General features: G+C 64.4%; 25 protein-coding genes. 14 read left to right on the forward strand and 11 right to left on the reverse strand.

Annotation, left to right across the window (positions count from 1 at the left end; genetic code table 11):
* Positions 1-27 precede the first annotated feature (27 nt).
* A complete protein-coding gene (dnaK, locus tag ACFO5X_RS05910; RefSeq protein WP_380716319.1) occupies positions 28-1,935 on the reverse strand; it encodes a molecular chaperone DnaK in 1,908 nt (635 codons plus the stop codon).
* Positions 1,936-2,346: 411 nt separating this feature from the next.
* Here dnaK and ACFO5X_RS05915 point away from each other — a divergent pair, with 411 nt between their 5' ends.
* Together ACFO5X_RS05915 and ACFO5X_RS05920 are read left to right on the forward strand one after the other, a co-directional pair.
* Complete coding sequence (locus ACFO5X_RS05915) at positions 2,347-2,949, forward strand: alpha-ketoglutarate-dependent dioxygenase AlkB (protein ID WP_380716320.1); 603 nt, start codon at positions 2,347-2,349, stop codon at positions 2,947-2,949.
* Between the two features lie 60 nt (positions 2,950-3,009).
* Positions 3,010-3,852 (forward strand): alpha-1,2-fucosyltransferase, encoded by an 843-nt coding sequence (locus ACFO5X_RS05920; RefSeq protein WP_380716321.1) that lies wholly within the window; start codon positions 3,010-3,012, stop codon positions 3,850-3,852.
* 5 nt (positions 3,853-3,857) lie between these two features.
* On the opposite strand, the gene ACFO5X_RS05925 is transcribed toward ACFO5X_RS05920, so the two are convergent.
* Positions 3,858-5,387 carry a DUF2125 domain-containing protein gene (locus tag ACFO5X_RS05925; RefSeq protein WP_380716322.1) on the reverse strand — a complete coding sequence of 510 codons (1,530 nt, stop codon included), beginning with the start codon at positions 5,385-5,387 and terminating at the stop codon, positions 3,858-3,860.
* A 76-nt stretch (positions 5,388-5,463) separates the two neighbouring features.
* On the reverse strand, positions 5,464-6,666 hold the full coding sequence (locus ACFO5X_RS05930) for an aminotransferase-like domain-containing protein (RefSeq protein WP_380716323.1): 1,203 nt from the start codon (positions 6,664-6,666) through the stop codon (positions 5,464-5,466).
* 196 nt (positions 6,667-6,862) lie between these two features.
* On the opposite strand from ACFO5X_RS05930, the gene ACFO5X_RS05935 reads away from it, so the two are divergent.
* Complete coding sequence (locus tag ACFO5X_RS05935; protein WP_380716383.1) at positions 6,863-7,399, forward strand: peroxiredoxin-like family protein; 537 nt, start codon at positions 6,863-6,865, stop codon at positions 7,397-7,399.
* Here ACFO5X_RS05935 and ACFO5X_RS05940 read toward each other — a convergent pair.
* Positions 7,396-7,806: a nuclear transport factor 2 family protein gene (locus ACFO5X_RS05940; protein ID WP_380716324.1), complete on the reverse strand. Its 411-nt coding sequence runs from the start codon at positions 7,804-7,806 to the stop codon at positions 7,396-7,398. The genes ACFO5X_RS05935 and ACFO5X_RS05940 overlap by 4 nt on opposite strands.
* Positions 7,807-7,911: 105 nt before the next feature.
* Here ACFO5X_RS05940 and ACFO5X_RS05945 point away from each other — a divergent pair, with 105 nt between their 5' ends.
* A complete protein-coding gene (locus ACFO5X_RS05945) occupies positions 7,912-8,565 on the forward strand; it encodes a pseudouridine synthase (RefSeq protein WP_380716325.1) in 654 nt (217 codons plus the stop codon).
* 16 nt (positions 8,566-8,581) lie between these two features.
* Here ACFO5X_RS05945 and ACFO5X_RS05950 read toward each other — a convergent pair whose 3' ends face one another.
* Positions 8,582-9,190 carry a hypothetical protein gene (locus ACFO5X_RS05950; RefSeq protein WP_380716326.1) on the reverse strand — a complete coding sequence of 203 codons (609 nt, stop codon included), beginning with the start codon at positions 9,188-9,190 and terminating at the stop codon, positions 8,582-8,584.
* 127 nt (positions 9,191-9,317) lie between these two features.
* Between ACFO5X_RS05950 and ACFO5X_RS05955 the strand changes: the two genes are divergently transcribed.
* From ACFO5X_RS05955 to ACFO5X_RS05975, 5 genes are all read left to right on the forward strand, one after another.
* Positions 9,318-11,819: a heavy metal translocating P-type ATPase gene (locus ACFO5X_RS05955; RefSeq protein WP_380716327.1), complete on the forward strand. Its 2,502-nt coding sequence runs from the start codon at positions 9,318-9,320 to the stop codon at positions 11,817-11,819.
* Between the two features lie 9 nt (positions 11,820-11,828).
* Positions 11,829-12,230: a Cu(I)-responsive transcriptional regulator gene (cueR, locus tag ACFO5X_RS05960; protein WP_380716328.1), complete on the forward strand. Its 402-nt coding sequence runs from the start codon at positions 11,829-11,831 to the stop codon at positions 12,228-12,230.
* A 55-nt stretch (positions 12,231-12,285) separates the two neighbouring features.
* Positions 12,286-12,786 carry a MarR family winged helix-turn-helix transcriptional regulator gene (locus tag ACFO5X_RS05965; protein ID WP_380716329.1) on the forward strand — a complete coding sequence of 167 codons (501 nt, stop codon included), beginning with the start codon at positions 12,286-12,288 and terminating at the stop codon, positions 12,784-12,786.
* On the forward strand, positions 12,783-13,661 hold the full coding sequence (locus ACFO5X_RS05970; protein WP_380716330.1) for an amidohydrolase family protein: 879 nt from the start codon (positions 12,783-12,785) through the stop codon (positions 13,659-13,661). The genes ACFO5X_RS05965 and ACFO5X_RS05970 overlap by 4 nt, the downstream gene beginning before the upstream one ends.
* Positions 13,662-13,803: 142 nt before the next feature.
* On the forward strand, positions 13,804-14,649 hold the full coding sequence (locus ACFO5X_RS05975) for an amidohydrolase family protein (RefSeq protein ID WP_380716331.1): 846 nt from the start codon (positions 13,804-13,806) through the stop codon (positions 14,647-14,649).
* 62 nt (positions 14,650-14,711) lie between these two features.
* On the opposite strand, the gene ACFO5X_RS05980 is transcribed toward ACFO5X_RS05975, so the two are convergent.
* Together ACFO5X_RS05980 and ACFO5X_RS05985 are read right to left on the reverse strand one after the other, a co-directional pair.
* Entirely contained in the window at positions 14,712-15,668 is a 957-nt protein-coding gene (locus ACFO5X_RS05980) for a 2-hydroxyacid dehydrogenase (RefSeq protein ID WP_380716332.1), read from the reverse strand.
* 3 nt (positions 15,669-15,671) lie between these two features.
* Positions 15,672-16,520: a fumarylacetoacetate hydrolase family protein gene (locus ACFO5X_RS05985; RefSeq protein ID WP_380716333.1), complete on the reverse strand. Its 849-nt coding sequence runs from the start codon at positions 16,518-16,520 to the stop codon at positions 15,672-15,674.
* A gap of 133 nt (positions 16,521-16,653) precedes the next feature.
* Here ACFO5X_RS05985 and denD point away from each other — a divergent pair, with 133 nt between their 5' ends.
* Positions 16,654-17,622 (forward strand): D-erythronate dehydrogenase, encoded by a 969-nt coding sequence (denD, locus tag ACFO5X_RS05990; protein WP_380716334.1) that lies wholly within the window; start codon positions 16,654-16,656, stop codon positions 17,620-17,622.
* Between the two features lie 32 nt (positions 17,623-17,654).
* Positions 17,655-19,157: a UxaA family hydrolase gene (locus ACFO5X_RS05995; protein ID WP_380716384.1), complete on the forward strand. Its 1,503-nt coding sequence runs from the start codon at positions 17,655-17,657 to the stop codon at positions 19,155-19,157.
* A gap of 3 nt (positions 19,158-19,160) precedes the next feature.
* Here ACFO5X_RS05995 and ACFO5X_RS06000 read toward each other — a convergent pair whose 3' ends face one another.
* The 4 genes from ACFO5X_RS06000 to ACFO5X_RS06015 all read right to left on the reverse strand — a co-directional run bounded on the left by ACFO5X_RS06000 (position 19,161) and on the right by ACFO5X_RS06015 (position 23,057).
* The gene (locus ACFO5X_RS06000) at positions 19,161-20,216 is read right to left on the reverse strand and encodes an ABC transporter ATP-binding protein (protein WP_380716335.1); all 1,056 of its coding nucleotides are present in this window, start codon (positions 20,214-20,216) and stop codon (positions 19,161-19,163) included.
* Entirely contained in the window at positions 20,216-20,998 is a 783-nt protein-coding gene (locus ACFO5X_RS06005) for an ABC transporter permease (protein WP_380716336.1), read from the reverse strand. Before ACFO5X_RS06005 ends, ACFO5X_RS06000 begins: the two co-directional genes overlap by 1 nt.
* Positions 20,995-21,864, reverse strand: coding sequence for an ABC transporter permease (locus tag ACFO5X_RS06010; RefSeq protein WP_380716337.1), 870 nt, complete (start codon positions 21,862-21,864; stop codon positions 20,995-20,997). Before ACFO5X_RS06010 ends, ACFO5X_RS06005 begins: the two co-directional genes overlap by 4 nt.
* A gap of 95 nt (positions 21,865-21,959) precedes the next feature.
* Complete coding sequence (locus ACFO5X_RS06015; RefSeq protein WP_380716338.1) at positions 21,960-23,057, reverse strand: ABC transporter substrate-binding protein; 1,098 nt, start codon at positions 23,055-23,057, stop codon at positions 21,960-21,962.
* 302 nt (positions 23,058-23,359) lie between these two features.
* Here ACFO5X_RS06015 and ACFO5X_RS06020 point away from each other — a divergent pair, with 302 nt between their 5' ends.
* The 3 genes from ACFO5X_RS06020 to ACFO5X_RS06030 are packed head-to-tail and all read left to right on the forward strand — an operon-like array spanning position 23,360 to position 26,685.
* Entirely contained in the window at positions 23,360-24,847 is a 1,488-nt protein-coding gene (locus ACFO5X_RS06020; protein ID WP_380716339.1) for an ABC transporter substrate-binding protein, read from the forward strand.
* A 48-nt stretch (positions 24,848-24,895) separates the two neighbouring features.
* Positions 24,896-25,840: an ABC transporter permease gene (locus ACFO5X_RS06025; RefSeq protein ID WP_380716340.1), complete on the forward strand. Its 945-nt coding sequence runs from the start codon at positions 24,896-24,898 to the stop codon at positions 25,838-25,840.
* On the forward strand, positions 25,837-26,685 hold the full coding sequence (locus ACFO5X_RS06030) for an ABC transporter permease (RefSeq protein ID WP_380716341.1): 849 nt from the start codon (positions 25,837-25,839) through the stop codon (positions 26,683-26,685). The genes ACFO5X_RS06025 and ACFO5X_RS06030 overlap by 4 nt, the downstream gene beginning before the upstream one ends.

The raw sequence follows: 26,685 nt of genomic DNA on the forward strand, positions 1-26,685 counted from the left end.
CGACCCACCGCCGGTTCCGTCTAGGCCTCAGGCACGCTTGTTGTCGTCGAGGTCTTCAAAGTCCGCGTCGACGATATCGTCATCGTCGCCACGCATGTCCGCCGCCGCCGGCTCGTCGCCTTCTTCCTGGCTCGCCTTGTAGATGGCTTCGCCAAGTTTCATTGCGGCTTCGGTCACGTTCTGGATGCCGGATTTGATCTTTTCGACCTTGCCCGTTTCCATCTCGTCACGCAGCGCGGCGATGGCCAGTTCGATTGCCTCGATCGTGGTCGGATCCACCTTGTCGGAATGCTCTTCCATCGACTTCTCGGTCGAATGGATGAGGCTTTCCGCGTGGTTCTTGGCCTCGATCAGCTCGCGCCGTGCCTTGTCCGCCTCGGCGTTGTCCTCGGCGTCCTTGACCATCTTCTCGATGTCCTCGTCGCTGAGGCCACCGGATGCCTGGATGGTGATCTTCTGCTCCTTGCCGGTGCCCTTGTCCTTGGCGCTCACCGACACGATGCCGTTGGCGTCGATGTCGAAGGTCACCTCGATCTGCGGCATGCCGCGCGGGGCCGGAGGAATGCTCTCAAGGTTGAACTGGCCGAGGATCTTGTTGTCGGCCGCCATCTCCCGCTCGCCCTGGAACACGCGGATGGTCACCGCGTTCTGGTTGTCCTCGGCGGTCGAGAAGATCTGGCTCTTCTTCGTCGGGATGGTCGTGTTGCGGTCGATCAGCCGGGTGAACACGCCGCCCAGAGTTTCGATACCCAGCGACAGCGGAGTCACGTCCAGCAGCACGACGTCCTTGACGTCACCCTGCAGCACGCCGGCCTGAATGGCCGCGCCCATGGCAACCACCTCGTCGGGATTCACACCCTTGTGGGGCTCTTTCCCGAAGAACTTGGTCACTTCCTCGACGACTTTCGGCATCCGCGTCATACCGCCGACGAGCACGACTTCGTCCACGTCCGCCGCGGTGATGCCGGCATCCTTAAGCGCCGCCTGGCAGGGCTTCATCGAGGCCTTGATCAGATCCATCACAAGGCTTTCCAGCTTGGCGCGGGTCAGTTTCATGACCAGGTGCAGCGGCTGACCGGCTTTCGGGTCCATCGAGATGAACGGCTGGTTGATCTCGGTCTGCTGGCTCGACGACAGTTCGATCTTAGCCTTCTCGGCGGCTTCCTTGAGCCGCTGCAGCGCCATCTTGTCCTTGGTCAGGTCGACGCCATGCTCTTTCTTGAACTCGTCGGCCAAGTAGTTGACGATCCGCATGTCGAAGTCTTCACCGCCAAGGAAGGTATCCCCGTTGGTCGATTTCACTTCGAACAGGCCGTCGTCGATTTCCAGGATGGTGATGTCGAAGGTCCCGCCGCCGAGGTCATAGACGGCGATCGTCTCGGTTTCCTTCTTGTCGAGACCATAGGCCAGCGCGGCCGCCGTCGGTTCGTTGATGATGCGCAGCACTTCAAGGCCGGCGATCTTGCCCGCGTCCTTGGTGGCCTGACGCTGGGCGTCGTTGAAGTAGGCAGGCACGGTGATGACGGCCTGCGTCACATCCTCGCCCAGATAGGATTCGGCGGTTTCCTTCATCTTGCCCAGAATGAAGGCCGAGATTTGCGACGGCGAATACTTGTCGCCCCGGGCCTCGACCCAGGCGTCGCCATTGCCGCCGTCCACGACCGTGTACGGCAGGTTCTTCTTGTCCTTGGCGAGGTTCGGATCGTCGATCCGGCGGCCGATCAGCCGCTTGACCCCGAAGACGGTGTTGGTCGGATTGGTGACGGCCTGGCGTTTGGCCGGCTGGCCGACAAGACGTTCGTCGTCCGTGAAGGCGACGATAGACGGCGTCGTGCGCGCGCCTTCGGAGTTTTCGATCACCCGGGGCTGGCTACCATCCATGATGGCCACGCAGCTGTTGGTTGTCCCGAGGTCGATACCGATGACTTTACCCATTGTTTGATCCCTTCCACTTAAGGCGATTGTCTGGACGCCGACCCGTTGCGGCATCGGCTGCCCAGCCCGGCCCGGCATTGCTTGCGCCCTGCCCTCCAGGCTTCGACGGGTATATAAGGAGGGGGTCCCGTGCCCGCAAGCCGCGCAGAAAGCCGAGATCGGCAAAAATGTCGCTTTGCGGGTTTTCGAGCCCCATTCCGGAGCAATCAGGTCGGAGGTTCCGGTTTCTCGCAGGAAATTGGGCGCAAGTGGCAGCGGCGACCCAAAGGTCCACGTGGGCCAATGTATCGGAAATTTTCGGAATGAGATATGGACTGAACCGGCTGGCAGGATAAATCGAACCCATGACCGGCCAGCAAATCCAACCTACCCCGGCCGTTTACGAGCCAGCGTCACCCAGAGGATCTGGCGATGACTGACCTCACGCTCAACGGTGTGCAGATACGCCAGCAGGCGCTTGACCGCGCCGCTCAGACTGCACTGTTAGACGCCCTTCGGGCCGTTGCCGCCGCCGCCCCGCCCTATGCGCCCGACACGCCCTATGGCAAACCGATGAGCGTACGGATGACCTCGGCAGGCCGCTTCGGCTGGTATTCCGACCGCACCGGCTATCGCTACGTCGACCGCCACCCGTCGGGCGCCCCCTGGCCAGCGATCCCGCCGCAGGTGCTGGAGCTTTGGACACAACTCACCGGCCTCGACCGTGCCCCCGAATGCTGTCTCATCAATTTCTACGGCGAAGGCGCGCGGATGGGGCTGCATCAGGACAAGGACGAGGCCGACTTCTCCTGGCCCGTGCTCTCGATCAGCCTTGGCGACGACGGGCTGTTCCGCGTGGGCGGGACGCGACGGAGCGATCCCACGCGCTCGGTCTGGCTCAAATCCGGCGATATTGCCATTCTCGGAGGTCCCGCGCGGCTGGCCTACCACGGGGTCGACCGCATCCGCTTTGGCTCGTCTGACCTGCTGCCGAAACACGGGCGGATCAACTTGACGCTCCGCGTTGTCACCTGACGGGGTTAACAGCGCCGCCAGCGCCCGCTAAAGCTGGGCAGACACCACCCAGGACACACCATGATCACCACCCGCCTGCACGGTCGCCTGGGCAACCAGATGTTCCAATACGCCGCCGCCCGCGGCCTTGCGGAGCGGCTTTGCACTACGGTTGCGCTGGACACCCGCGGCGCGAAGGCGCGGGGCGAGGGCGTTCTGACCCGCGTGTTCGACCTGTCACTGTCACAGCCAGACCGGCTTCCGCCCGATCGTCAGACAGCGCCCCTGCGCTATCTGATCTGGCGCGCTGCCGGACTGCCGCCGAAACTGCATCGCGAACGCAGTCTGGGTTACAACCGCGCCTCCGAGACTTGGGAAGACGGCAGCTACCTGCACGGCTACTGGCAGTCCGAGCGCTATTTCGCCAAAGCCGCCGACGCGGTCCGCAGCGCCTTTACCTTTCCCGCCTTCCGCGACCCCCGAAATAAGGAGATGGCCAGCAGGATTGCCGCGACCCTGTCGATCTCGCTGCATGTCCGCCGGGGCGACTATCTGACCACGGGGGCGCATGGCACCTGCGACAGCGCCTATTACAACGCAGCTCTGGAGCGGATCCTGAGCGGGCTGGAGGGCCAACCCACGGTCTACGTCTTCTCGGACGATCCGGCCTGGGCGCGGGACAACCTGCCCCTGCCCTGCGACCGCGTCGTGGTCGATTTCAACGGACCTGACGCCGATTACGAAGACATGCGGCTGATGTCGCTGTGCCAGCACAACATCATCGCCAATTCGTCGTTCTCGTGGTGGGCCGCATGGCTCAATACGACCGCGGGCAGGCGCGTCGCCGCACCTGCCCGCTGGTTTGCCGACCCCCGGCTTTACAATCCCGACCTCTTGCCGAAAGACTGGATCGCCGTGGCCTGAGCGGCCTATTTGATGCGGATGCCGTTGGCCATCACCTGGCCCTCTTCGGTCAGCTCGATATGCGACTTCAGCACGTCTTCGCCTTCCTCCGGCGCCGGTTTGGCCACCATGCCGATGCCCATCCGCGCACCCATGGCTTCCTCATCCGACACCAGGCCCATCCCGACCAGTTTCTCGATCAGCGCGTTGCTGCCTTTCAGGGTCATGTCCAGCGTGCCCGTCGGCTTGGGGAAGCCGTTGAACGTCACCTTGTCGGTATTGTCGAAGGTCGCCGCACCGCTCGCGACAAGCGACGCGCCGGCCGCTTCGACCGTCAGGTCGTTCAGCGTGGCACTGTGGATTTCGCCCGGGACCTCACCGGCATCTTCCATCGCCTTGACCGACATGAAGTCGAGCCAGTCGACAAAGCTTTTCACCTCGGCCGTCATGTCAAGGCGCAGGGTCGCCGGATCACGCGGGATCGCTTTGCCCGGGTCGATCAGACCCCACAGCGATTCACCAACCGTCAGCCCGGAGATTTCCATCGACATGGCGACCGTCTTCAGCTCTTCGCCAGAGGTCAGCGGCAACGCAATCTTGCCCGCCGTTTTCGCCGCGTCCAAGTTGATCTCCAGCGGTATGATCTCGGGCATGAACATCTTGGCGGAGGTGTCGGTCCCGTCCCCATTCAGGGCGATGCCGTCCTTATCGAAGCGCATCCCGATCTTGTAGATATCCACCACACTATGCTGTTCCTGTACCGTCTTCGCCCCCGCCATGACGGTCTGGTGGGTCTCATAGCCCTTGATCTCGGTATCGGCCTTGAACATCAGCCCGCCGCGCACGGCGGCCGCAAGATTCATGATATCCATGCCGTTGCGCGGCAACACCATCGAATAGGTGCCAGTGCCGGCCGCCGCCTTGTTGGACTGTTCGAAGGTCCCGCCTTTCCCGTCGTTCATCGAGAAGGAGGCGTCATAGGCGCCGTGCGTCGAGCTGCCAGAGACCGACACCAGCTTGCCCACCACAACCCGCTGTTCCGACTTCAGGTCGTTCATCGTCAAGTTCAGGCGCGCATCGGGGTTCGCGACCTCGGGCACCTGCAGATCGGTCAACGACATCGTGATCGTCTCGAAGGCAGAAATATAGGTGACATCGCCCGGATCGCCCGACGCAGTCGTCTTGCCACCGGTCATGTCGAACTTGACGCCAACAGCGAACTTCGGTTTGTCCTTGGGTTCGAAGGCGAAATGCAGTTCGAACCCATCGGGAACGACGATCTCGACCGTGCCGTCGCCCGACTCGACCAGATCGAAGCTCGACTCGCGCAAGCTGACCTTGCCGGCGTCAAAGGGCAGCATCCACTCGAGCGCCAGCTCGCCGGTCGAGAGCGTATTTCCCGTGCGCGCAGGCTGAACGCTCAGCGTGCCGCCCAGAGTGTCGAGATAGGCGCGGATGTTGGTCCAGACATCGTCTGCAGTCACATCGGCCTGCGCAATTCCGGCGCTGAAGACGGTGGCAAGGGCGGTGGATGCCGCAAGAGCAAATCGGGACATGGTCAACCTTTTCGATAACTTATGTGTCGGCGCGCAGCCTATCCGCTCTACACGCATTTGGCGAGGGGAAGCCGCCTCAGCCCGCCAGCAGCAGACCCAATCGGCGGATTCCCTCTTCGATGGTTTCCTTGTCGGCCAGCGAAAAACTGAGCCGCAGCGTGTTGCCGCCCGTTCCGTCGGCGAAGAACGCCCGCCCCGGCACGAAGGCCACGCGCTGGGTCTTCAGCGATTTGGCCAGCAGTTCGGCGCCGTCTAGATTCGGCGGGACCGTCAGCCAGACGAACATGCCGCCCTCGGGATGGGTCCAGCTTACCCCCTCGGGCATATATCGCTTGAGCGCCGACAGCATGTGATCGCGGCGCTCGGCATAGACCCCGCGCAGCATGGCAACGTGATCGTCGAAGATGCTGCGCGCCACCCGGTCGATCGCCATCTGGTTCAGGGTCGAGGAATGCAGATCGCCCGCCTGCTTGAGCAGCACCATCTGCCCTATGGCCCGTTTCGACCCGCAGACCCAGCCCACCCGCAGCCCCGGCGCCAGAGATTTCGAGAAGCTGCCGCAATACAGCGTGCGGCAGTCCTCGATATTGCCTTTGCGCGCGATCTCGAGCGCGAGGATCGGGGGGATCGCCTCGCCGTTGTATCGCAGCGCCTGATAGGCGGCGTCCTCGATCACCGCCATGTCCAGCTCGTCCGCCAGATCCAGCACCCGTTCGCGCGCGGCGCGGTCCATCGTGCGGCCGGTGGGGTTGGCGAAATCGACCGACATATAGGCGAATTTCACCCGCCCGCCCGCGGCCGCCGCCGTTTCGGCATAGTCCGACGCGCTGCGGTTGGTCTCGGGGTCGAGCCGGTCATAGGTCGGCTCGTAGGCGTTGAAGGCGCCCAGCGCTCCCAGGTAGGTCGGCCAGCCGACAAGGGCGGTATCGCCCGGCGACAGCAGCAGCTTGCCAAGATAGTCCAGCGCCTGCTGGCTGCCTGAAGTGATCAGGATGTTGTCGGCGGTGCAGGGAATGCCGATGGTCGCCATATGCGCCGCGATCCATTCGCGCAGGGGCGGATATCCCTCGCTGACCGAATATTGCAGCGCCTCGCCCGCGCTCGTCGCGAAGATATCGGCATAGGCCTCGCGGAACGCCTGGTCGGGGAACAGCTTCGGATCCGGAATGCCGCCCGCAAACGAGATGATGTCCGGCTGCGCCAGCAGTTTCAGCAGCTCGCGGATTTCCGATGCCTTCATCCGACCCGCGCGCGTTGCGAACACTTTTTCCCAGTCCATCGACGGCCCTCCCTTGGAAACTTGCGCCAAGGGAGGCTCATTTGAAATAAATGTCAATATTGCTGACTTATGTGACAATGAATGTTACTGCGCCCTCCGCAAGGCTCATTTCCCCGTGACCGGTCGCTTTGGTTGTTTACCTTTTCGGGCGCGCCGCGCGACTGTTCGGCACGTCACCAACAGCAAAGGTTCACGGATGCTCATCCCCCGCCAGAAGACCCCAAACCTCACCCTGCCCACGGTCGCGCACGGCCAGTTCGAGCTCGGCAACGACCAAGCGCAGCGGGGCACGCTGCTCTGTTTTTATCGCGGCCTGCATTGCCCGATCTGCATCCGCTACCTGACCGAGTTGGAAAAGCTTACCGCCGAATTTGCCGAACGCGGGGTGAAGACCATCGCCATCAGTTCCGACAGCGAAGACCGCGCCAAGGGCATGGCAGAAAAGATCGGGGCCAGCGCCTTGCGGATCGCCTACGACCTGCCCCTGGCCGAGGCACGCGACTGGGGGCTCTATGTCTCGACGTCGCGCGGCAAGACCTCGACGGGCCTGGAAGAACCGGCCCTCTTTTCCGAGCCTGGCCTCTTTCTTGTCACACCCGAGCGCACGCTCTATTTCGCCTCAGTCCAGACCATGCCCTTTGTGCGTCCGAACTTCCGCGAACTGATCGGCTCGCTCGATTTCGTGATCGAGAAAAACTACCCCGCGCGCGGCGAATATTCCGGCGCGGTCTAGCTCAGCGCCTTGCGGTATTCGAGAAAGCGCGGGTCGGTCTGGACCCGCGCGTTCATCGCCTCGCGCAGCGCCGTGACGGATTTCAGCGGACGCATCGCCACCTCGAAGGTCTCGATCAGACCGGCGTCGTTCAAGGTGATCAGATCGACGCCTACGGCATCGAGATCGCCGATCCGGCACTGGAACTCCAGCGCCCAGTCCTTGCCCTCGCCCATTACCCGGCGATAGCGGAAGTCGCTGAACACCTTGCCCACATGCCCCAGAACCGCCGCCACGGGCGCGCGACCGGTCCAGGTGGCCCAGTAGGTGGGCGGCAGGAAACGGACGTCCTCGGCCAGCAGGCCCGCGATCTTCGTGTCGTCGCCCTTGGCGACCACCTCCATCATCCGTTCGATCGTCTCGTGCATGTGATTTCTCCTCTGTTGCCGTCACCCTTGCCCGGCGTGCCCAACCGGGCAAGCCCGACGTTGCGGCGTCTTGCCCTGACGCGCCGCTGTCCTTAAGTCGGCGCGATGATCACCTCGACACCCTATGCGCCGCCCGACGTGCCGCTCGACATCCTGCACCATGACGCGCAGGTGCTGGTCGTGAACAAGCCGGCGGGCCTGCTGTCGGTCCCGGGCAAAGGCGACGACCTGGCCGATTGCCTGATCGAACGCATCCGCATGGTCTTTCCCGAGGTGCTTCTTGTCCACCGGCTCGACCGCGACACCTCTGGGGTCATGGTCTTTGCGCTGACGCCGCACGCCCAGCGCCACCTCGGCCTGCAGTTCGAAAAGCGGCAGACGCGCAAGGCCTATGTCGCCCTGTTGTCTGGCCTGCTCGAACCCAAGTCCGGCACTGTCGATCTGCCGCTGATCGTCGATTGGGAAAACCGCCCCCGCCAGATGGTCGATCACGAACGCGGCCGCGCCGCGCAGACCGACTGGAAGGTCCTGCGCCACGAGGACGGGATCACCCGCGTGCGTCTGTTCCCTAAGACCGGGCGCAGCCACCAGCTGCGCGTGCACATGCTGGCGCTGGGTCATCCTATCCTGGGCGACCCGTTCTATGCCACCGGTGCGGCGCGCGACTACCCGCGCATGATGCTGCACTCGGAAGAGCTGCGCTTTCGCCATCCCGACGGCGGGGCCTCGCAACGCTTCTTCATTCCGCCCGAGTTCTGAGCCTATCGCGCGCCGCTCAGTCCAGCAAACTCACCATCAGGCCCGCCATTGCGGTTGTCATCGCGACCGACACGGCGAAAGCCAGCATAGCCAGCCCCAAAGCGCCCAAACCCCGCGCCCATCCGGCGCGGGTCAACGCCACAAGCTGCAACGGCAGCGCGGCCACCAGTGTCGCATAGAGATACACGCCGGAAATATTCTCGAACGCCCAGGACCGTTGCAAAGTCGGCCCCACGACCCGCAACGCCAGCATCCGGTCGCCTCCGAAGGAGTCGAACCAGTCCGCGGACAGTGCATAGCTCAGGCCGTGCAGCGCGACGAACAGAACCGGACGCAGCAGGACGTCGCTGACCATCGCGCGGCCCGGCGATATATGCCCCTCGGCCACAAGGGCCAGCAGGAACAGGCTGAGATAGTTCACCACGAAAACCACCGGCAGCCCGGTTGTGACGACCTGCCTCAGAAACCGACTCAAAGCCTCGCCATTCCCAAGCAGCATCGACGCGAAGCCGGAAGTCAGCAGCACAAAAACCGCGAGCAGGGGCAAGATGCCGACCACGCTCAGCGCGAGCGAGTTCAACGCGAAGCGCCAGAACGGAAGATCGAGGTGGAAAAAGCGGGTCATGACACGCCAGTCTTGCCCCGCGCCTTCCGCAAAAGCGAGGGCGACGAGGAAAATTGCCTTGCCCCCTTGACCTTCCCGTGACTGGAACCCTTATCTGACCTATCGGAACATCCCGCCGGAGGCCGATATGACCACTTCAAACCCTGTCACACTCTCCATCGAAGGCATGACCTGCGCGTCCTGTGTCGGACGCGTGGATCGCGGATTGAAAACCGTCGAGGGCCTGGCCGACGTCTCGGTCAACCTCGCCTCGGAAACAGCCCGCTTCACCGCCGGCACCCCAGCGCAGGTTGCGCAGGCCGCACAAAAGCTCGACGATCTGGGTTATCCCGCCCGCCGTCAGACTGTCACGCTGAACGTCAGCGAGATGACCTGCGCCTCTTGCGTCGGCAGGGTCGATCGTGCGCTGGCCGCCGTGCCGGGCGTGATCGAGGTCAACGTCAACCTCGCCGCTGAAACGGCCCGCGTCGCTTATCTGGAAGGCGCCACCGACCCCACCGCGCTGATGCGAGTAGCGCAGGAGGCCGGGTATCCCGCCACCCTGGCCGAGGCGACCGCCACAATGGATCGCGCCGCGCGGAAAGAGGAAGAGGCCAGCGGCCTGCGCCGCCGTGTGATCTTTGCCGCCGCCCTGGCGCTTCCGGTCTTCCTGATGGAGATGGGCGGTCACATGATCCCGGCGGTGCATCATGCCATCGCCATGACCATCGGCCAGCAGACCAGCTGGCTTATCCAGTTCGTCCTTACCACCGCTGTCCTGATCGGCCCCGGCCGCCAGTTCTATCTCAAGGGCATTCCCGCGCTGCTCAAGGGCGCGCCGGACATGAACAGCCTGGTCGCGGTCGGCACCGGGGCGGCCTATCTCTATTCGCTGGTCGCCACCTTCCTGCCCGCGCTGTTGCCCGATGCCGTCCGCGCGGTCTATTTCGAAGCGGCGGCCGTCATCGTGGTTCTCATCCTGATCGGCCGTTGGCTCGAGGCCCGCGCCAAGGGGCGCACCGGCGCCGCGATCCAGAAGCTGCTGGGGCTTCAGGCCCATACCGCCCGCGTCCTGAAGGACGGCGAGCCGGTCGAGGTCGACATCGCCAGCCTGCGCGCTGGCGACCTGATCGTCGTGCGCCCCGGCGATCGCATCGCCGTCGATGGCGAGGTGACCGAGGGCGAAAGCCACGTCGATGAAAGCATGATCACCGGCGAACCCGTGCCCGTGACCAAAGGGGCCGGCGACCATGTGACCGGTGGCACCGTCAACGGCGCCGGCAGCCTGACCTTCCGCGCTACTCGCGTCGGCACCGATACGGTGCTGGCGCAGATCATCCGCATGGTCGAAGATGCGCAGGGCGCGAAACTGCCCATACAGGGTATGGTTGACCGCATCACGCTGTGGTTCGTTCCCGCCGTCATGGGCGTTGCTCTGCTGACCGTGCTGGTCTGGCTGATTTTCGGCCCCGCCCCGGTGCTGACCAATGCGCTGGTGGCCGGTGTCTCCGTTCTGATCATCGCCTGCCCCTGTGCCATGGGCCTTGCCACGCCGACCTCGATCATGGTCGGCACCGGACGCGCCGCCGAGATGGGGGTGTTGTTCCGCAAGGGCGACGCCCTGCAGGAATTGGGCACCGTCGGCGTTGTCGCGCTGGACAAGACCGGAACCGTGACCGAAGGCCGCCCCGAGCTGACCGATCTGATCCTGGCCGAGGGGTTCGACCGCGCAAACGTGCTTGCCCTGATCGCCGCGGTCGAGGCCCGGTCCGAGCATCCAATCGCCGAAGCCATCGTGCGTGGCGCCCGCGCCGAAGGTCTGCGCGCTGGTGACATTTCGGAGTTTACCTCGATCACCGGCTACGGCGTGCGCGCCATGGTGGACGGACATGAGGTGCTGGTCGGCGCCGACCGCCTGATGACCCGCGAAGGCGTGGATGCCAATGCCCTCGCTGCGGCCGAGACCGAGCTTGCCCGCCGCGGCCGCACCGCGCTCTTTGCCGCCATCGACGGGCGCATCGCGGCCGTGATCGGGGTCGCCGATCCGGTGAAACCCGCCAGCCGCGCGGCCATCGCTGCTCTGCACGCGCTTGGCCTCAAGGTCGCCATGATCACCGGCGACAAGCGCGAGACGGCCGAGGCCATTGCGCGGGAAACCGGCATCGACCATGTGATCGCGGGCGTGCTGCCCGACGGCAAGGTCGCCGCCCTGGACGACCTGCGCCAGCACGGCAAGGTTGCCTTTACCGGCGACGGCATCAACGACGCCCCGGCGCTGGCTCATGCGGATGTCGGCATCGCCATCGGCACCGGCACGGATGTCGCCATCGAGAGCGCCGATGTGGTGCTGATGTCGGGCGATTTGCGCGGGGTGGTCAATGCCTTCGCCGTATCCCGCGCCACCATGCGGAACATCAAGCAGAACCTCGGCTGGGCCTTCGGCTATAACATCGCGCTGATCCCGGTCGCGGCGGGCGTGTTGTTCCCGGCCTTCGGGGTGCTGCTCTCTCCGGTGTTGGCGGCTGGCGCGATGGCGCTGTCCTCGGTCTTTGTGCTCACCAACGCCCTGCGCCTGCGCCGCCTTTCGCCCGAGATGGACGAAACGGTGCCGCAACCAACCCGCGCGCCCGTGCCCGCGCCCGCCGAATAGGAGATCGCCATGAACATCGGAGAAGTCGCCGAACGCTCGAACCTGCCAACCAAGACCATCCGCTATTACGAGGATATCGGCCTGATCAAACCCAAGCGGTCGGAAAACGGTTACCGTGCCTTCCGCGAGGCCGACCTGCACAAGCTCGCCTTCCTTGGCCGGGCCCGGGCACTGGGATTTTCCATCGAGGACTGCCGCACCCTCATGGCGCTTTACGAGGATGAGACGCGCGAAAGCGCCCAGGTGCGCGCGGTGGCCGAAGAGCATCTGAACGCTATCGACTCCAAGATCGCCCAGCTTCAGTCCATGCGGGCGACGCTGGCGCATCTGGTGCACTGCTGCGCCGGCGACAACAGGCCCGACTGTCCCATCCTCGACGATCTGGCCTCCCTGGACACACACCAGAGATAAAACAGTTTACAAGGATACTGTTGCCCACGATACGATTTGGCCGGGGGAGGACCCTTTGACCCATCGGCTGAACATGACCTATCCGGTATCTGGGGTGCGAGGCGGTGACGCCGGCGAGTCCATCGACTTTGGCGAAATGGCAGGTTCGCTGGGCCTGATGCTGCGCCTCGCGCAACTGCGCATGTTCGAGATCTTCTACCAGACTCTCGCCCATCACGGGCTGAAACCCGGCGAGTTCACCGTGCTCTGGGTCATCGGCCTGAACCCCGAAGCGCGACAGGGACTTGTCGCCCGCAAGCTGCGCATCAAGCCCGCGCATATGACCAAGCTGGTGCAGCGCGCCGTCGACAACGGGTTTGTCGAACGGATCATCCCCGAGGATGACCGCCGCTCGGTCCGGCTGCGGCTGACTGTCGAAGGCAGCCGTTTCGTGGCCGAGAAAAAGCCTGACTTCCTCAACTACATCGCGCACGAGCACACCCGGCTCAGCAACGACGAATTCCGGATGCTGGTGAGAATTCTTCAGAAATTCAATGGTATGGAGCAAGACCAATGATAGACCTCGACAAGGTTGTCGCCATCGACATCCACACCCATGCCGAAGAACCCTGCTGCGGTCCCCGCGACGATGGCTATGACGAATTCCAGGCCGGCATGGCCGCCTACTTCAAGAATCCGGCCGGGGCCAAGGGAATGCTCCCCTCGGTGCAGGAAACCGCCGCCTATTATCGCCAGCGCAATATCGCCGCGGTGATCTTTCCGGTGGATGCCGAACGCGAAACCGGCTTCCGTCGCTATTCCAACGAGGAAGTCGCCCAGATCTGCGCCGAGAATGACGATATCCTGATCCCCTTCGCCTCGGTCGATCCGTGGAAGGGCAAGGCCGGCGTGCGCGAAATCCGCCGTCTGGTCCGCGATTTCAACGTGCAGGGCTTCAAGTTCCACCCGACGATGCAGGGCTTCTGGCCGGACGAACACCAGTTCCATCCGATCTATGACGCGATCCAGGAAGAGGGCAAGGTTGCGCTGTTTCACACCGGCCAGACCGGAGTCGGCTCGGGGATGCGGGGCGGCATGGGGATGAAGCTCAAATATTCCAACCCGATGGCGCTTGACGATGTTGCGGCGGATTTCCCCGACCTCAAGATCATCCTCGCCCATCCCAGCTTTCCCTGGCAGGAAGAGGCGCTGGCGGTCTGTCAGCACAAACCCAATGTCTACATCGACCTCAGCGGCTGGAGCCCCAAGTATTTCCCTGAAATCCTGGTGAAATACGCCAATTCGCTGCTGAAAAAGAAGATGCTCTTCGGGTCGGACTGGCCCGCGATCACGCCCGACCGCTGGCTGGCCGATTTCGAAGCCGCAGGCTTTCGGGAAGAGGTGAAACCGCTGATCCTGAAGGAGAATGGGCGGAGGCTGCTGGGTCTCTGACACGCCGGCCCACCGCGGGACACCCAGAAAGGTCCGACATTCGGCGGGCGGCCTGACGCCGCCCAGCCCATTCTCCGATTTCACCGGTTCAACCGACCGGCGAAACACCCTAGACTGGTGTAGCCCTCGGAGGAGCGACGTGATGATCCCCCTGCTCGACACGCATCAGCACCTGCTATACCGCGACCGGCTGGGCTATGCCTGGGCCGACGGGCTGCCGGCGCTGGCCGGGCGGGATTTCACGCTCGACGACTATGCGGCCTTGACTGCAGGGCGCGGCATCTCGGGCACGCTGTTCATGGAGGCTGACGCCGATGACTATGCCCGCGAGGCACGCGTCGTCGCCGCTCTGGCCAAAAAGCCTGGCAGCGGCATCCTGGGCCTGATCGCCGCCTGTCGGCCCGAAGACACCGCTGCCTTTTCGGAATGGCTCGAGGAAATCGCCGACCTGCCGGTCGTCGGCCTGCGCCGGATCCTGCACGAGGTGCCCGATGAGGTCTCGCAGGGCGCGGCCTTCCGCGCCAATGTCGCCCGGCTCGGCCCACGCGACCTGACCTTCGACATCGTCATGCGCGCCGACCAGCTGCCGCTGGCCGCGGCGCTGGCCGATGCCTGCCCGAACACCCGGTTCGTGATCGACCACTGCGGCGTGCCCGACATCGCCGGCGGCGGTCTCGACCCCTGGCGCGCCCACATGCGCGACCTGGCCGAGCGCGGCAACGTGGTCGCCAAGGTTTCCGGCGTGATGGCCTATTGCAGCCCCGGTAACGCCACCGCCGAGGCGATCCGGCCCTATGTGTCACATGTGATCGACTGTTTCGGCCCCGAGCGCTGCCTCTGGGGCAGCGACTGGCCCGTCGTCAACAAGACGGCAGGCCTGGCCGAGTGGATCGCCGCCTTCCGCAGCCTGATCGCCCCGCTGTCCGAGGACGAACAGCGCGCGATCTGCAACGGCACGGCGCAAAGGGTCTATGGCGTGAGCCTCTGACGAGGCCATTTTTCCTGCAAGGAAAATGGACCGGAATTCTTGCAGAATTCCGGCCCCCGCACTCAGCGTTTCACCAGATGGGCGCATTCCGGCACCGGCGTCAGCGCGGTGCCATCCTTCAGATACTGGCTCAGGTTGTCGCAGGTCAGATCGCCCATCGCCTGCCGGGTGGCATGCGTTGCGCTGCCGACGTGAGGCTGCAGGGTCACGTTGTCCATCCCGAAGAACGCGGAAGGCACCTTCGGCTCCTCCTCGAACACGTCCAGCCCCGCGCCACCCAGGCGGCCCTCCTGCAGGGCCTTGATCAGCGCGGCCTCGTCCACGACAGACCCCCGCGCGACGTTGACCAGAATACCCTCAGGCCCCAGCGCATCGATCACCTCGGCGTTGATGATGTGCCTGGTGCCCGGCCCGCCCGGCGTGATGCAGATCAGCACGTCGCAGGCACGCGCCATTTCCACCAGATCGGGATAGAAGGCGTAGGGCGCGTCCTTCTTCGACCGCGAGTGATAGACCACCGTCGCGCCGAAGACGCCCAGTCGCTCGGCAATCGCCAGACCGATCCGGCCCAGACCCACGATCCCGACCGTGCGGTTCTGCGGGCTGGCGGTCAACGGCGCCGCGCCTTCACGCTCCCAGCGGCCTTCGCGGACGTAGCGGTCGTAGGCGACCAGTTTGCGCGCGGTCGCGAACCAGAGGAGGATCGCGGTATTCGCCACCTCGTCGTTCAGCACGTTCGGCGTATGGGTGACGATGATCCCCCGGTCGGCCGCATGGGCGGCATCGATGGAATCATACCCCACGCCGTACGAGGAGACGATCTTGAGGTTGGGCAACGCATCCATCACTTCGGTTGTAAGACCGATTGTGGTGCAGCAAGCAGTGATCTTCGGCCCGGTCTCGGCCAGAAAGTTGGCGCGCGCCGGCTCATCAGGCAAAGGGTGCACCGTGAACTCGGCATCCAGCCGCCCGCGCATGCGCGGGCTGACGTTGCCGACAAGAAGCAGATCGGGTTTCATCGCTCAGTCGTCCGCCACAACGTTCTGACGCTGCTTGCCCAGACCCGCGATGCTCACGTCCATCACGTCGCCGGCCTTGAGGAACACCGGCTGCGGCTTCATGCCCAGACCGACGCCCGGAGGCGTGCCGGTGGCGATCACGTCGCCCGGGTGCAGGGTGAACAGCGACGACAGATGCGCGATGATCTGGCGCACCGAGAAGATCATGGTCGAGGTATTGCCGGTCTGGCGCCGCTCTCCGTTGACGTCCAGCGCCATCGCCAGGTTCTGCGGATCCTCGATCTCGTCGCGCGTCACCAGCCAGGGGCCGGTCGGGCCGAAGGTGTCGCAGGACTTGCCCTTGGTCCATTGGCCAGTCAGCTTGTTCTGGAAATCGCGCTCGCTCACGTCGTTGACGATGCAGTAGCCGGCCACATGGTTCAGCGCGTCCTCTTCCTTGACGTATTTCGCCTTGGTGCCGATCACCACGCCCAGTTCGATTTCCCAGTCACAGGCCTTCGATCCGCGCGGCATCACCACGGTGTCGTTCGGCCCGATGATGGCCGACGTGGCCTTCATGAACAGGATCGGGTGCTCGGGGATTTTCGACCCGGTTTCGGCGGCATGGTCGGAATAGTTCAGACCGATGCAGCACATCTTGCCGATCTGCCCCACGCAGGGCCCGAAACGCGGAGTGCCGGAAACCGCCGGAAGCGAGGACTCGTCCAGCGCCCGCAGCTTGTCCAATGCGCCGTCCGACAGTACGGCACCGGTGATGTCGGCCACATGGGCCGACAGGTCCCGCAGGGTTCCGGCACTGTCGATCAGACCTGGTTTCTCCTGCCCCGGTTCACCGTAACGGACGAGTTTCATTGGCGCGTTCCTCCTGATTGCCAGCCGGCTCCGCAACCTGCGGATCCGGTATACCATTTTGTTGACTCTGGATTAGCGCGGGGCGATTGAAAAGACCAGCACCGAACCGCTTCGGTGCCCAAGGGAGGACTTCATGCGGATACTGATTCTCGGCGCCGGTGGAATGATCGGCCAGAAACTCGCCGCGCGGATCGCGCGCGACGGCTTCCGGGGGGCACCGGCCGAGGTGATCGCCCATGACATGGCCTTTCCGCCCTCGCCCGCCCCGGTCGCACGCCAGATCACCGGCACCGTCACCGACGCCGGCATCATGAAGCCGCTGGCGGCGGAACGGCCCGACGTGGTGTTCCACCTCGCCTCCATCGTGTCGGGCGAAGCCGAAGTGGATTTCGACAAGGGCTGGCAGGTCAACATGTTCCCCTGCTGGGAGCTTTTGCAGGCGCTGCGGGCGGAACATGAGGCCAGCGGCGGTTCATATCGCCCGCGGATCGTGTTCACATCGTCCATCGCCGTGTTTGGCGCGCCCTTCCCCGAGGTCTTCGACGACGAATTCCTGACCGCGCCGCTGACGTCATATGGTGCGCAGAAGGTGATCTGCGAACAGATGATCAACGACTTTTCCCGCAAGGGCTTTGTCGACGGCGTCTCGGTCCGGCTGCCCACCATCTGCGTACGTCCGGGCAAGCCGAACAAGGCCGCCTCTGGCTTCTTCTCGGGCATCATCCGCGAGCCGCTGAACGGGCAGGAGGCGATCCTGCCGGTGCCCGATACGGTGAGCCACATGCACGCCTCGCCCCGCTCTGCCGTGGGATTCCTGCTGAAGGCAGCCGAACTCGACACAGCCGACCTCGGCGCCCGCCGCGCGCTCAACATGCCGGGCGTCGCCTGCACGGTGGCCGAACAGATCGAGGCGCTGCGTGACGTCGCGGGGAACAACGTGGTGGCGCTGATCAAGCGCCAGCCCGACCCGCTGATCGAGCGCATCGTCGAAGGCTGGCCGCGCCGCTATACCGCCGACCGGGCCACCGCACTTGGCTTCAAGGCCGAAACCGACTTCCACGAGATCGTGCGCACCTACATCGACGAAGACCTCAACCGCTGATCCGGCCCCAGCCACGGGAGACCAAAGCCATGTTGCCCTTCATCCGCCTCGATGCCGACGACAATGTGGTGACGGCCACCCGCGCTCTCGAGGTCGGCACCGACATCGAAGGCGTTGCCACCCGCGCGCTGATCCCCTCGGGCCACAAGATCGCCACGCGGGCGATCCCCAAGGGCGAGATGGTGCGCAAGTATGCGCAGTTCATCGGGCTGGCGTCCGAGGATATCGCAGCGGGCGACCATGTGCACGTGCACAACGTGGCCTTCCGCAACACCGACATGGACTACGAGTTCGGCACCGACATGCGCCCGGTGACTCCGGCGGCGGTGCCTGACACCTTCATGGGCTATCGCCGCGCAAACGGGTCGGTGGGGACGCGCAACTATATCGCCATCGTCACCTCGGTGAACTGCTCGGCCACCGCCGCGCGCCGCATCGCCGACGCCTTCGGGCCGGAAGAGCTGGCGGCCTATCCGAACGTCGATGGCGTGGCGGCCTTCGTGCATGGCACCGGCTGCGGCATGGCGGGGTCGGGCGAGGGGTTCGAGGCGCTGCAACGGGTGATGTGGGGCTATGCGCGGCACCCGAACAACGGCGGCGTGCTGATGGTGGGGCTCGGCTGCGAGATGAACCAGATCGACTGGCTGCTCGACGCCTACCAGCTGAAGCAGGGGCCGACGTTCCAGACGATGAACATCCAGAACGTGGCGGGGCTGCAAAAGACGATCGAACTGGGCATTCAGAAGGTCCGCGCGATGCTGCCCATCGTCAACGAGGCGCGGCGTGAGCCTTGCCCGGCCTCGGACCTGAAGGTCGCCCTGCAATGCGGCGGCTCCGACGCGTGGTCGGGCATCACGGCCAACCCGGCGCTCGGCTATGCCTGCGACCTGCTGGCGGCGCAGGGCGGCACCGGCGTGCTGGCCGAAACCCCCGAGATCTACGGCGCCGAACACCTGCTGACACGCCGCGCGGTAGACCGCGAGGTCGGCGACAAGCTCGTCGGCCTGATCCGCTGGTGGGAGGACTATACGGCGCGCAACAAGGGGTCGATGGACAACAACCCCTCTCCCGGCAACAAGAAGGGCGGGCTGACCACGATCCTCGAAAAATCCCTCGGCGCCGCGGCGAAGGGCGGCACCACCCCGCTGACGGGCGTCTACAAGTATGCCGAACCGGTGACGGCGAAGGGCTTCACCTTCATGGATTCGCCCGGCTACGATCCGGCCAGCGTCACCGGCCAGATTGCCGGCGGCTGCAACCTTGTCGTCTTCACCACTGGGCGCGGCTCGGCCTTCGGGTCAAAGCCCGCACCGACGATCAAGGTGGCGACCAACTCGGAAATGTATGCCCGCATGACCGACGACATGGACGTCAACGCAGGTGACATGCTGACGGCGGGGGTCACGCTGGAGGCGAAGGGGCGCGAGATCTACGAGCTGATCCTGCGTGTCGCCTCGGGCGAGGAAAGCAAGTCGGAGCGGCAGGGCCTGGGCGACTACGAATTCGTGCCCTGGCAGATCGGCGCGGTGATGTAGGGCTCAGTCGCCCAGAACCAGCACGTCGCCCGACGAAATCGAGAGCGTAACCTCGTCGCCGGCGCGCGGCAGATCAGCGCCTGCGCGGTTGAAACTGTCGAGCGACACAAGCGTGCGGCCCAGGTCGACCTTCATCCGAATGACCGCCCCGAGGAAATGCACCTCCGCAATGCGCCCGGTGAGGCTGATCTCGCCGGGATGGTCCCCGCGGTGCAGCGCCTCGGGCCGGAACGCCAGCGCAACGGCGGTTCCGTTGGCCTGATCCAGCCGCCGGCCCAGCACCAGGCTTTGCCCGGCGGCGATGACATGGCCGCTGGCGGCATCCTCCACCCGACCTTCGATCTGGTTCAGGGTCCCGACAAAGGACGCCACAAAGCGGGTCGTCGGCCGGTTGTAGATCTCCACCGGCGTGCCGACCTGATCGGCCCGGCCCCTGTGCATGACCACGATGCGGTCCGACATCGACAGCGCCTCTTCCTGGTCGTGCGTCACGTAGATCGTGGTGATGCCCAGCTTTTGCTGGATCGCACGGATTTCGCTGCGCAGCGACACGCGGATCTGCGCGTCGAGCGCCGAAAGCGGTTCGTCCAGCAGCAGAACCTGCGGCTGGATCGCCAGCGCGCGGGCCAGCGCCACCCGCTGTTGCTGGCCGCCCGACAGCTGGAAGGGATAGCGCGCGCCAAGGTCGGGCAAACCGATGATGCCCAGCATCTCAGCCACGCGGGCGTCGATCTCGGCCCGGGGCTTGCCCGCGACCTTCATGCCGAAGCCGACGTTCTGCGCCACCGTAAGGTTCGGGAACAGCGCATACGACTGGAACACCATGCCGATGTTGCGTTGGTTCGGGCGCAGGTTCACCACGTCCTTGCCGTCGATCCGGATGCTGCCCGAGGTCGGCGTCTCGAAACCCGCCACCATGCGCAGGGTCGTCGTCTTGCCGCAGCCCGAGGGACCAAGGAACGAGACGAACTCGCCCTTTTCGACGGCAAGCGAGAATTTCTTCACCACCTGTGTCGGCCCGTAGAATTTCTCCAGGGAATCGAGTTCGAGAAAGGCCATCAGCGCCCCGCTTGCGTGTGTTTGGTGAACCGGCTGACCAGCTGGATCAGCCCCATGCAGGCCCAGGTGATCGCAAAGGCGATCACGGCAAGCGCCGCTGGCTCATAGGCGCGGTTGGCGCCGAGAAGTTGCATGTAAGGACCGAACGCCGGACGATCGAGCAGCGCGGCCATGGTGAATTCGCCGATCACGATGGCGAAGGTGACAAAGGCGCCGGACAGAACCGCGACCAGCACATTGGGCAGGATGATCTTTGCCAGGATCGTGGTCCACCCCGCCCCCAGCGACTGCGCCGCCTCGGTCAGGGTCGCCACGTCGATGGTCCTGAGGCCCGTATCCACGGCGCGATACATGTAGGGCAGGGAAAGAGTGGCATAGCCGAACATCAGCAGGATGTTGGTGCCGGTCACGCTGCCTGTCAGGGGCAGCCAGGACGACGTATTGTAAAGCCGGATATAGCCGAAGACGATCACGATGGCCGGAATGACCAGTGGAAGCAGGGTGACGAACTCGATGAAGGGCCGCGCCTCGGGCATCTTGAGGCGAACCCAATAAGCGGTCGGGACTACCAGCAGGACGCCGAAGAGGATCGTAAAGACGGCCATCATGACCGAATAGCCGAAGGTCTGCTGGAACCGGGGATCGGTCAGAACGGCGGCATAGGCGTCGAAGGAATAGACTCCGCGCCGCATGGACAGCGAGAACTCGGCCATCCCCATAAGCGGCAGGATGAAATAGATCACTCCGAGAAGAAGGACGCCCCAGGCGAGCCAGCGGTTCATTTCAGCCACCTCTCGGATCGGGTGCGCAACCAGATGTAGAGGAAGTTGGCGATACCGGTGATCACGATCATGCCGAAGGCCAGCGCGTAGCCGAGATTGGGCGAGCCGAGCACGTCGCCCCGGATCTGCGCGAACAGCAGGATCGGCGCAATGTTCAGCGATGGTCCGGTGAGCGCGATGGCCGTTGCAACGGCGCCGAAGGCATTGGCAAACAGCAGTGCGAAGGTGCCGAGCAGCGAGGGGAACAGGATCGGCAGGGCCACCATGCGCCAGTATTGTGCGCCGGTCGCCCCCAGCATCGCTGCCGCCTCGCGCCATTCGCGCTTGAGACCGTCCAGAGCGGGCGCGATGATGAGGATCATCAGCGGGATCTGGAAGAACAGATAGGTGATGATCAGGCCATAGGTGCTGAGAAGGTTCCAGCCGTACATCCGCAGGTTGATGTCGAACACCTCCTGGATCCAGCCTGTCACCATCCCGCGCGGCCCCAGCGTCGCGATGAACGCGAAGGCGAGCGGCACGCCGGCAAAGTTCGAGGCGACGCCCGAAAAGGTCATCAGCGGATTGCGCAGCCAGCGCGGCAGGTTGCCGAGCGTCACCGCCGCCGCCATGCCAAAGCCGATCAGGCAGCCGATCAGCGCCGAGGCGACCGAGACCTTGATCGACACCCAATAGGCCGACCGGATGCTGGGCGTGTTCAGGTCAAGGATGTTCTGGAAGGTGAAGCTGCCGTCACCTGTCCGGAAGGCACCAACCACGATATAGAGCGTCGGCAGGATCAGGAACAGGAAGGCGAACAGCGCGAAAGGCGCCAGGCCCAGCCATTTGATCGGCAATGCAAAGCCTGTGCGATGAGGCGCTGGCATACGGTCTGTTTGTCCCTGTCGTTTCGGCACGTCTGACGCGCGCCTGCCCGTTTGGCAAGAGGCCCCGGCCAGGGCCGGAGCCTCTCTTCGGTCTGTTACTGGACGTTCGCGCCGACGACGCTGTCCCAGCCGCCGACAACCGCTTCCTTGTTGGCGTTCACCTGATCAAGGGTCGGGAACACGGCCTTTTCATAGCCTTCGGCCGGCGGCAGCTTGTCCATCATCTCCTGCGGGATCACACCCTTCTTGGCCAGATCGTTGAAGCGGATCGGGTGGCAGTAGCCGGCCAGCCAGCCAAGCTGACCTTCGTCCGAATAGAGATACTCCATCCACAGCTTCGCGGCGTTCGGATGCGGCGCATAGGCCGAGATCGCCTGAACGTAGACACCGGCCAGCACGCCGTCGGACGGAACGATCACGTCAACCGGCGGGTTGCCGTTCAGCGTGTCGCGGTCGGCCAGCGCGTTGTAGTCCCACTTGATGGTGATCGGGGTAGTGCCTTGCGCCAGCGTGCCGGCCTTGCCGATCACGGGCACGAAGTTGCCCGCCTTGTTCAGCTCGGCAAAGAACTCCAGCCCCGCCTCGGCAGCAGGCTTGCCTGCTTCGGCGCCCTTTGCGAGACCGGCGGCCAGCACGGCGAGGATCGCCTGGTTCGAGGCGCGCGGATCGCCGGCCAGCGCGACGGAGCCGGCATACTCGGGCTTGAGCAGGTCGGCGAAGGACATCGGCGAATTCGGCACCAGATCCTTGTTCACGATGAAGGACATCACGCCGTAATAGTCGCCGTACCAGTAACCCTCGGCGTCCTTGGCCCCGTCGGGAATCGTGTCCCAGGTGGATACCTTGTAGGGCTGGATCAGGCCTTCGTCCTTGGCGGCAGGACCGAAGGCCAGACCCACGTCGATCACGTCTGGCGCCTGCGGACCCTTGTTGTCCTTGTTTGCGCGGATGGCTTCGAGTTCGTCGGCAGACCCGGCATCCGGGTTCAGCTCGTTCACCTCGATGCCCGGATACTTGGCTTTGAAGCCTTCGATAACCGCGCCATAGCCGCACCAGTCATGCGGCAGGGCGATGGTCGTCAGCATCCCTTCCGTCTTGGCAGCAGCATAGAGTTCGTCAACCGACTGCGCCTGTGCGATCGGCGCCGCGGCGACGGCGATCAGGCTTACGGTGGCCAGGAGTTTGTTTTTCATCTTGCTTTGGTCTCCCACAATTATTGACCTGCTCACACCATAATCTGACTTGGTGACGTGCAGGTGACATATTTCTGTTGGCGCAACGTGTTACCGGGTCGGGCGCGCCATGTCCCGTCCGAGGTCCGGATTGCCACAAGTAGAAGTCACAGCCTCGCACTTGGCAAGGGAATTCCGGCAGATTCGGACCCGTACGGATGTCGCAAAGAGCGTTGACGCTCCCCCATGCCTGGGGCACCGTAGCGGCAGGTATCCCGCGCCCTGTGGACGTGCGGCCCCGCCGGAACACTGGAGATTGAGTAATGACCACCCGTTTCACCCTCAGAACCGCAGCGGCCGCCCTGGCCCTCGCCACGGCCTTCGCGGCTTCGGCCCATGCCGAGACCAAACTGGTCGTCGGCCTGCAGCAGGAACCGACCTCGCTGGATCCGACGGCAGATGCCACGGCCTCCATCGACGGGATGCTGACCCAGAACGTCTACGAATCGCTGACCACGGTCGCGCCGAGCGGCGAGGTTCTGCCGCAACTCGCCGACAGCTGGACCGTTTCGGATGACGGGCTGACCTATACCTTCAAGCTGGCGCAGGGCGTCAAATACCATGACGGCACCGACTTCGATTCCGCCGACGTGCTCTTCGCGTTCAAGCGTGCTATGGCCGAAGACAGCACCAACCCGTCGAAAAGCATCTTCAAGCCGATTGCGTCTGTCGAAGCGCCCGATGCGGGCACGGTGGTGATCACGCTCAAGAACAAGGATGCCTTCTTCCTGTTCAATCTGGCGCAGGGCGATGCATCGATCGTTGCCGAGGAAAGCGTCGACGGCAACGCGACGACGCCCATCGGCACCGGCGCCTTCAAATATGACAGCTGGACCCGCGGCGACCGCCTGACCCTGGTCAAGAACCCCGACTGGCGCCATGCGGCCGACGTGCAGGTCGACAAGGTCGAGTTCCGGTTTATCGCTGACGCCGCCGCCGCTGCCGCCGCGCTGCTCTCGGACGAGATCGACGCCTATCCGGGCTTCCCGGCGCCCGAGATGCTGCCCCAGTTCGAAAGCGACCCGCGCTTCTCGGTCAACGTCGGTTCGACCGAAGGCGAGGTCATCCTTGCCATGAACAACTCCAAGCCGCCGTTCAACAACGTCGAGGTGCGCCGCGCCGTCTCGACCGCCATCGACCGCGACGAGATCATCGAAGGCGCGATGTATGGCGTCGCCGTTCCGATCGGCAGCTTCTACCCGCCGCATGGCAAGGCCTATGTCGATCTGACCGCTGTCTATCCGCATGACGCCGAGAAGGCGAAGAAGATGTTCGAGGATGCCGGCGTTGCCGGAACCACGATGACCCTTCGCGTGCCGCCCTTCGCGTATGCCACCCGCTCGGCCGAGATCATCCAGGCCGAACTGAAAGAGGCCGGTATCGACGCCAAGGTCGAGAACGTCGAATGGGGCTTCTGGCTGGACGAAGTCTACAAGAAGCAGAATTACGACATGACCATCATCGCCCACACCTCGCCCAACGACATGGGCAACTTCGCCAAGGGTCCGAAGTATTTCTACGGCTACGATGATGCCAAATTCAACGCGCTCTGGGACAATATCAGCACCGAAGCAGACGAGACAAAGCGCAACGAGCTGCTCAAGGAAGGCCAGCGCTACCTGACAGATCAGGCGGTCCACGCCTTCCTTTTCCAGATGCCGCAGATCTCGATCATCAAGACCAATGTGAAGGGCTTCTGGCAGTCCTCGCCGGTGCTGTTCCAGCCGCTCGCTGGCATCACCGTAAACTGATGCACAGGGGCGCGGGCGGGCGACCGTCCGCGCCCTTGGCCTGATTGAATGGGTTACTTCCTCCTCCGCCGCTCCGTCGGGTTTGTCCTGACTCTGCTTGCCGTTTCCGTCGTCGTCTTTGCGGTGATGAACGTCCTGCCGGGCGATCCCGCGCTTACCATACTCGGGCTCGACGCCACCGAGGACGCGCTGCAGGCATTGCGCGACCAGCTCGGGCTGAACGATCCCCTTCTCATCCGCTACTGGTCCTGGATCACCCACGCGCTCGTCGGCGACTTCGGCGTCTCGCATTCCTTTCGCGTGCCGGTGTCCGACCTGATCGCCGAGCGGCTGCCGATGACCATCTCGCTCGCCGTGTCGGGCATGATTTTCACCGTCATTCTGGCGCTGATCCTCGGGATCGCCGCCGCCGCCAACCATCGCAAGGCCGGCGACTGGGGCGTCATGTTCGTCAGCCAACTCGGCATCGCGATCCCGGCCTTCTGGCTGGCCATGCTGCTGGTGCTGATCTTCGCCGTAAACCTGCGCTGGCTGCCGCCCGGCGGCTTTCCGGGCTGGTCCGATCCCGTGGCGGCCATGCGGGCGCTGATCCTGCCCACCGTGGCGCTTGCGCTGGTGCAATCCTCGGTTCTGGCCCGCGTCACCCGTTCTTCGGCGCTTGAAGTGATGCGGCAAGACTATGTGCGCACCGCCCGCGCCACCGGCTTTTCGCGCCAGCGAGTCCTCTGGCGGCATGTGCTGCCCAACGCCCTTGTGCCCATCGTCACCATCGTCGGAATGCAATTTGCGGCGCTTGTCACCGGAACCATCGTCATCGAAAACGTCTTCTACCTGCCCGGTCTCGGCCGCCTCATTTTCCAGTCGATCGCCAACCGCGATCTGCCGACAGTTCAGGCGCTGGTGATGCTTTTCGCCGCCATCGTCGTGACCGCCAATTTCATCGTCGACCTGCTGTATCTGGTGATCGACCCCAGACTGAAGGCCCGCGCATGACTGCGACCACAGTTCCCAAGGCGCCGGGCCTCAAGCTGCCGGTCAACCTCATCCTCGGCGCGGTTCTCGTGGCGCTGGTGATCGGTGCCGCCGCGCTGTCGCTGCTCTGGACGCCGCACGACTACACCGCGATGAACGTGCGCAACAAATTCGCCGCGCCCGATGCCACCTTCTGGCTTGGCACCGACCAGCTGGGCCGCGATCTCGTCTCGCAGCTCATGGTCGGCGCGCGCAACTCGATGGCCGTGGCCCTGGCTGCCGTGCTGCTGGGCGGTTCCATCGGTACCGCCCTCGGCCTGCTGGCTGCCGCCATCGGCGGCTGGGTCGAGGATCTGGTGATGCGCATCGCCGACATCGGCTTTGCCTTCCCGGCCCTCCTGTTCGCGATCATGCTGGCCGCGGTCTTCGGCCCCTCGCTCACCAACGCCGTCCTGGCCATTGCCTTCATCAACATTCCCGTCTTCGCCCGCGTCTCGCGCGCGGCCGCGAACCAGATCTGGACCCGCGAATATGTCGCCGCCGCCCGTGCCGCCGGCCTCAACCGCTTTGCCATCTCGCGCGACCACATCCTGCCCAACATCGCAGCGCCGGTGATTGTGCAGGCCACCATCGAATTCGCCGTCGCCATCCTGGCCGAGGCGGCCCTTTCCTACCTCGGCCTGGGCGCGCAGCCGCCCTCGCCCACCTGGGGCCGGATGCTCTCCGAGGCGCAGACGCTGATGTACCAGGCACCGCAGCTGGCCATCTATCCGGGTCTCTGCATCGTCATCGCGGTGATGGGCTTTGGCCTGCTGGGCGACGGCCTGCGCGACGTGACCGATCCCCGGCTGGTGCGGGAGCGCTGA

Source organism: Seohaeicola nanhaiensis (assembly GCF_042654245.1).
GTDB classification, from domain to species: domain Bacteria; phylum Pseudomonadota; class Alphaproteobacteria; order Rhodobacterales; family Rhodobacteraceae; genus Seohaeicola_A; species Seohaeicola_A nanhaiensis.

Excerpts from the sequence above, each read along its gene's own strand:
- ACFO5X_RS05920 (WP_380716321.1), top strand. The coding sequence starts at position 3,010 with ATGATCACCACCCGCCTGCACGGTCGCCTGGGCAACCAGATGTTCCAA.
- ACFO5X_RS05940 (WP_380716324.1), bottom strand. The coding sequence starts at position 7,806 with ATGCACGAGACGATCGAACGGATGATGGAGGTGGTCGCCAAGGGCGAC.
- ACFO5X_RS06020 (WP_380716339.1), top strand. The coding sequence starts at position 23,360 with ATGACCACCCGTTTCACCCTCAGAACCGCAGCGGCCGCCCTGGCCCTC.
- cueR (WP_380716328.1), top strand. The coding sequence starts at position 11,829 with ATGAACATCGGAGAAGTCGCCGAACGCTCGAACCTGCCAACCAAGACC.
- denD (WP_380716334.1), top strand. The coding sequence starts at position 16,654 with ATGCGGATACTGATTCTCGGCGCCGGTGGAATGATCGGCCAGAAACTC.
- ACFO5X_RS05935 (WP_380716383.1), top strand. The coding sequence starts at position 6,863 with ATGCTCATCCCCCGCCAGAAGACCCCAAACCTCACCCTGCCCACGGTC.
- ACFO5X_RS05950 (WP_380716326.1), bottom strand. The coding sequence starts at position 9,190 with ATGACCCGCTTTTTCCACCTCGATCTTCCGTTCTGGCGCTTCGCGTTG.
- ACFO5X_RS06010 (WP_380716337.1), bottom strand. The coding sequence starts at position 21,864 with ATGCCAGCGCCTCATCGCACAGGCTTTGCATTGCCGATCAAATGGCTG.
- ACFO5X_RS05980 (WP_380716332.1), bottom strand. The coding sequence starts at position 15,668 with ATGAAACCCGATCTGCTTCTTGTCGGCAACGTCAGCCCGCGCATGCGC.
- ACFO5X_RS05970 (WP_380716330.1), top strand. The coding sequence starts at position 12,783 with ATGATAGACCTCGACAAGGTTGTCGCCATCGACATCCACACCCATGCC.
- ACFO5X_RS05955 (WP_380716327.1), top strand. The coding sequence starts at position 9,318 with ATGACCACTTCAAACCCTGTCACACTCTCCATCGAAGGCATGACCTGC.
- ACFO5X_RS05915 (WP_380716320.1), top strand. The coding sequence starts at position 2,347 with ATGACTGACCTCACGCTCAACGGTGTGCAGATACGCCAGCAGGCGCTT.
- ACFO5X_RS05945 (WP_380716325.1), top strand. The coding sequence starts at position 7,912 with ATGATCACCTCGACACCCTATGCGCCGCCCGACGTGCCGCTCGACATC.
- dnaK (WP_380716319.1), bottom strand. The coding sequence starts at position 1,935 with ATGGGTAAAGTCATCGGTATCGACCTCGGGACAACCAACAGCTGCGTG.
- ACFO5X_RS06005 (WP_380716336.1), bottom strand. The coding sequence starts at position 20,998 with ATGAACCGCTGGCTCGCCTGGGGCGTCCTTCTTCTCGGAGTGATCTAT.
- ACFO5X_RS05975 (WP_380716331.1), top strand. The coding sequence starts at position 13,804 with ATGATCCCCCTGCTCGACACGCATCAGCACCTGCTATACCGCGACCGG.
- ACFO5X_RS06015 (WP_380716338.1), bottom strand. The coding sequence starts at position 23,057 with ATGAAAAACAAACTCCTGGCCACCGTAAGCCTGATCGCCGTCGCCGCG.
- ACFO5X_RS05985 (WP_380716333.1), bottom strand. The coding sequence starts at position 16,520 with ATGAAACTCGTCCGTTACGGTGAACCGGGGCAGGAGAAACCAGGTCTG.
- ACFO5X_RS06030 (WP_380716341.1), top strand. The coding sequence starts at position 25,837 with ATGACTGCGACCACAGTTCCCAAGGCGCCGGGCCTCAAGCTGCCGGTC.
- ACFO5X_RS06000 (WP_380716335.1), bottom strand. The coding sequence starts at position 20,216 with ATGGCCTTTCTCGAACTCGATTCCCTGGAGAAATTCTACGGGCCGACA.
- ACFO5X_RS06025 (WP_380716340.1), top strand. The coding sequence starts at position 24,896 with ATGGGTTACTTCCTCCTCCGCCGCTCCGTCGGGTTTGTCCTGACTCTG.
- ACFO5X_RS05925 (WP_380716322.1), bottom strand. The coding sequence starts at position 5,387 with ATGTCCCGATTTGCTCTTGCGGCATCCACCGCCCTTGCCACCGTCTTC.
- ACFO5X_RS05930 (WP_380716323.1), bottom strand. The coding sequence starts at position 6,666 with ATGGACTGGGAAAAAGTGTTCGCAACGCGCGCGGGTCGGATGAAGGCA.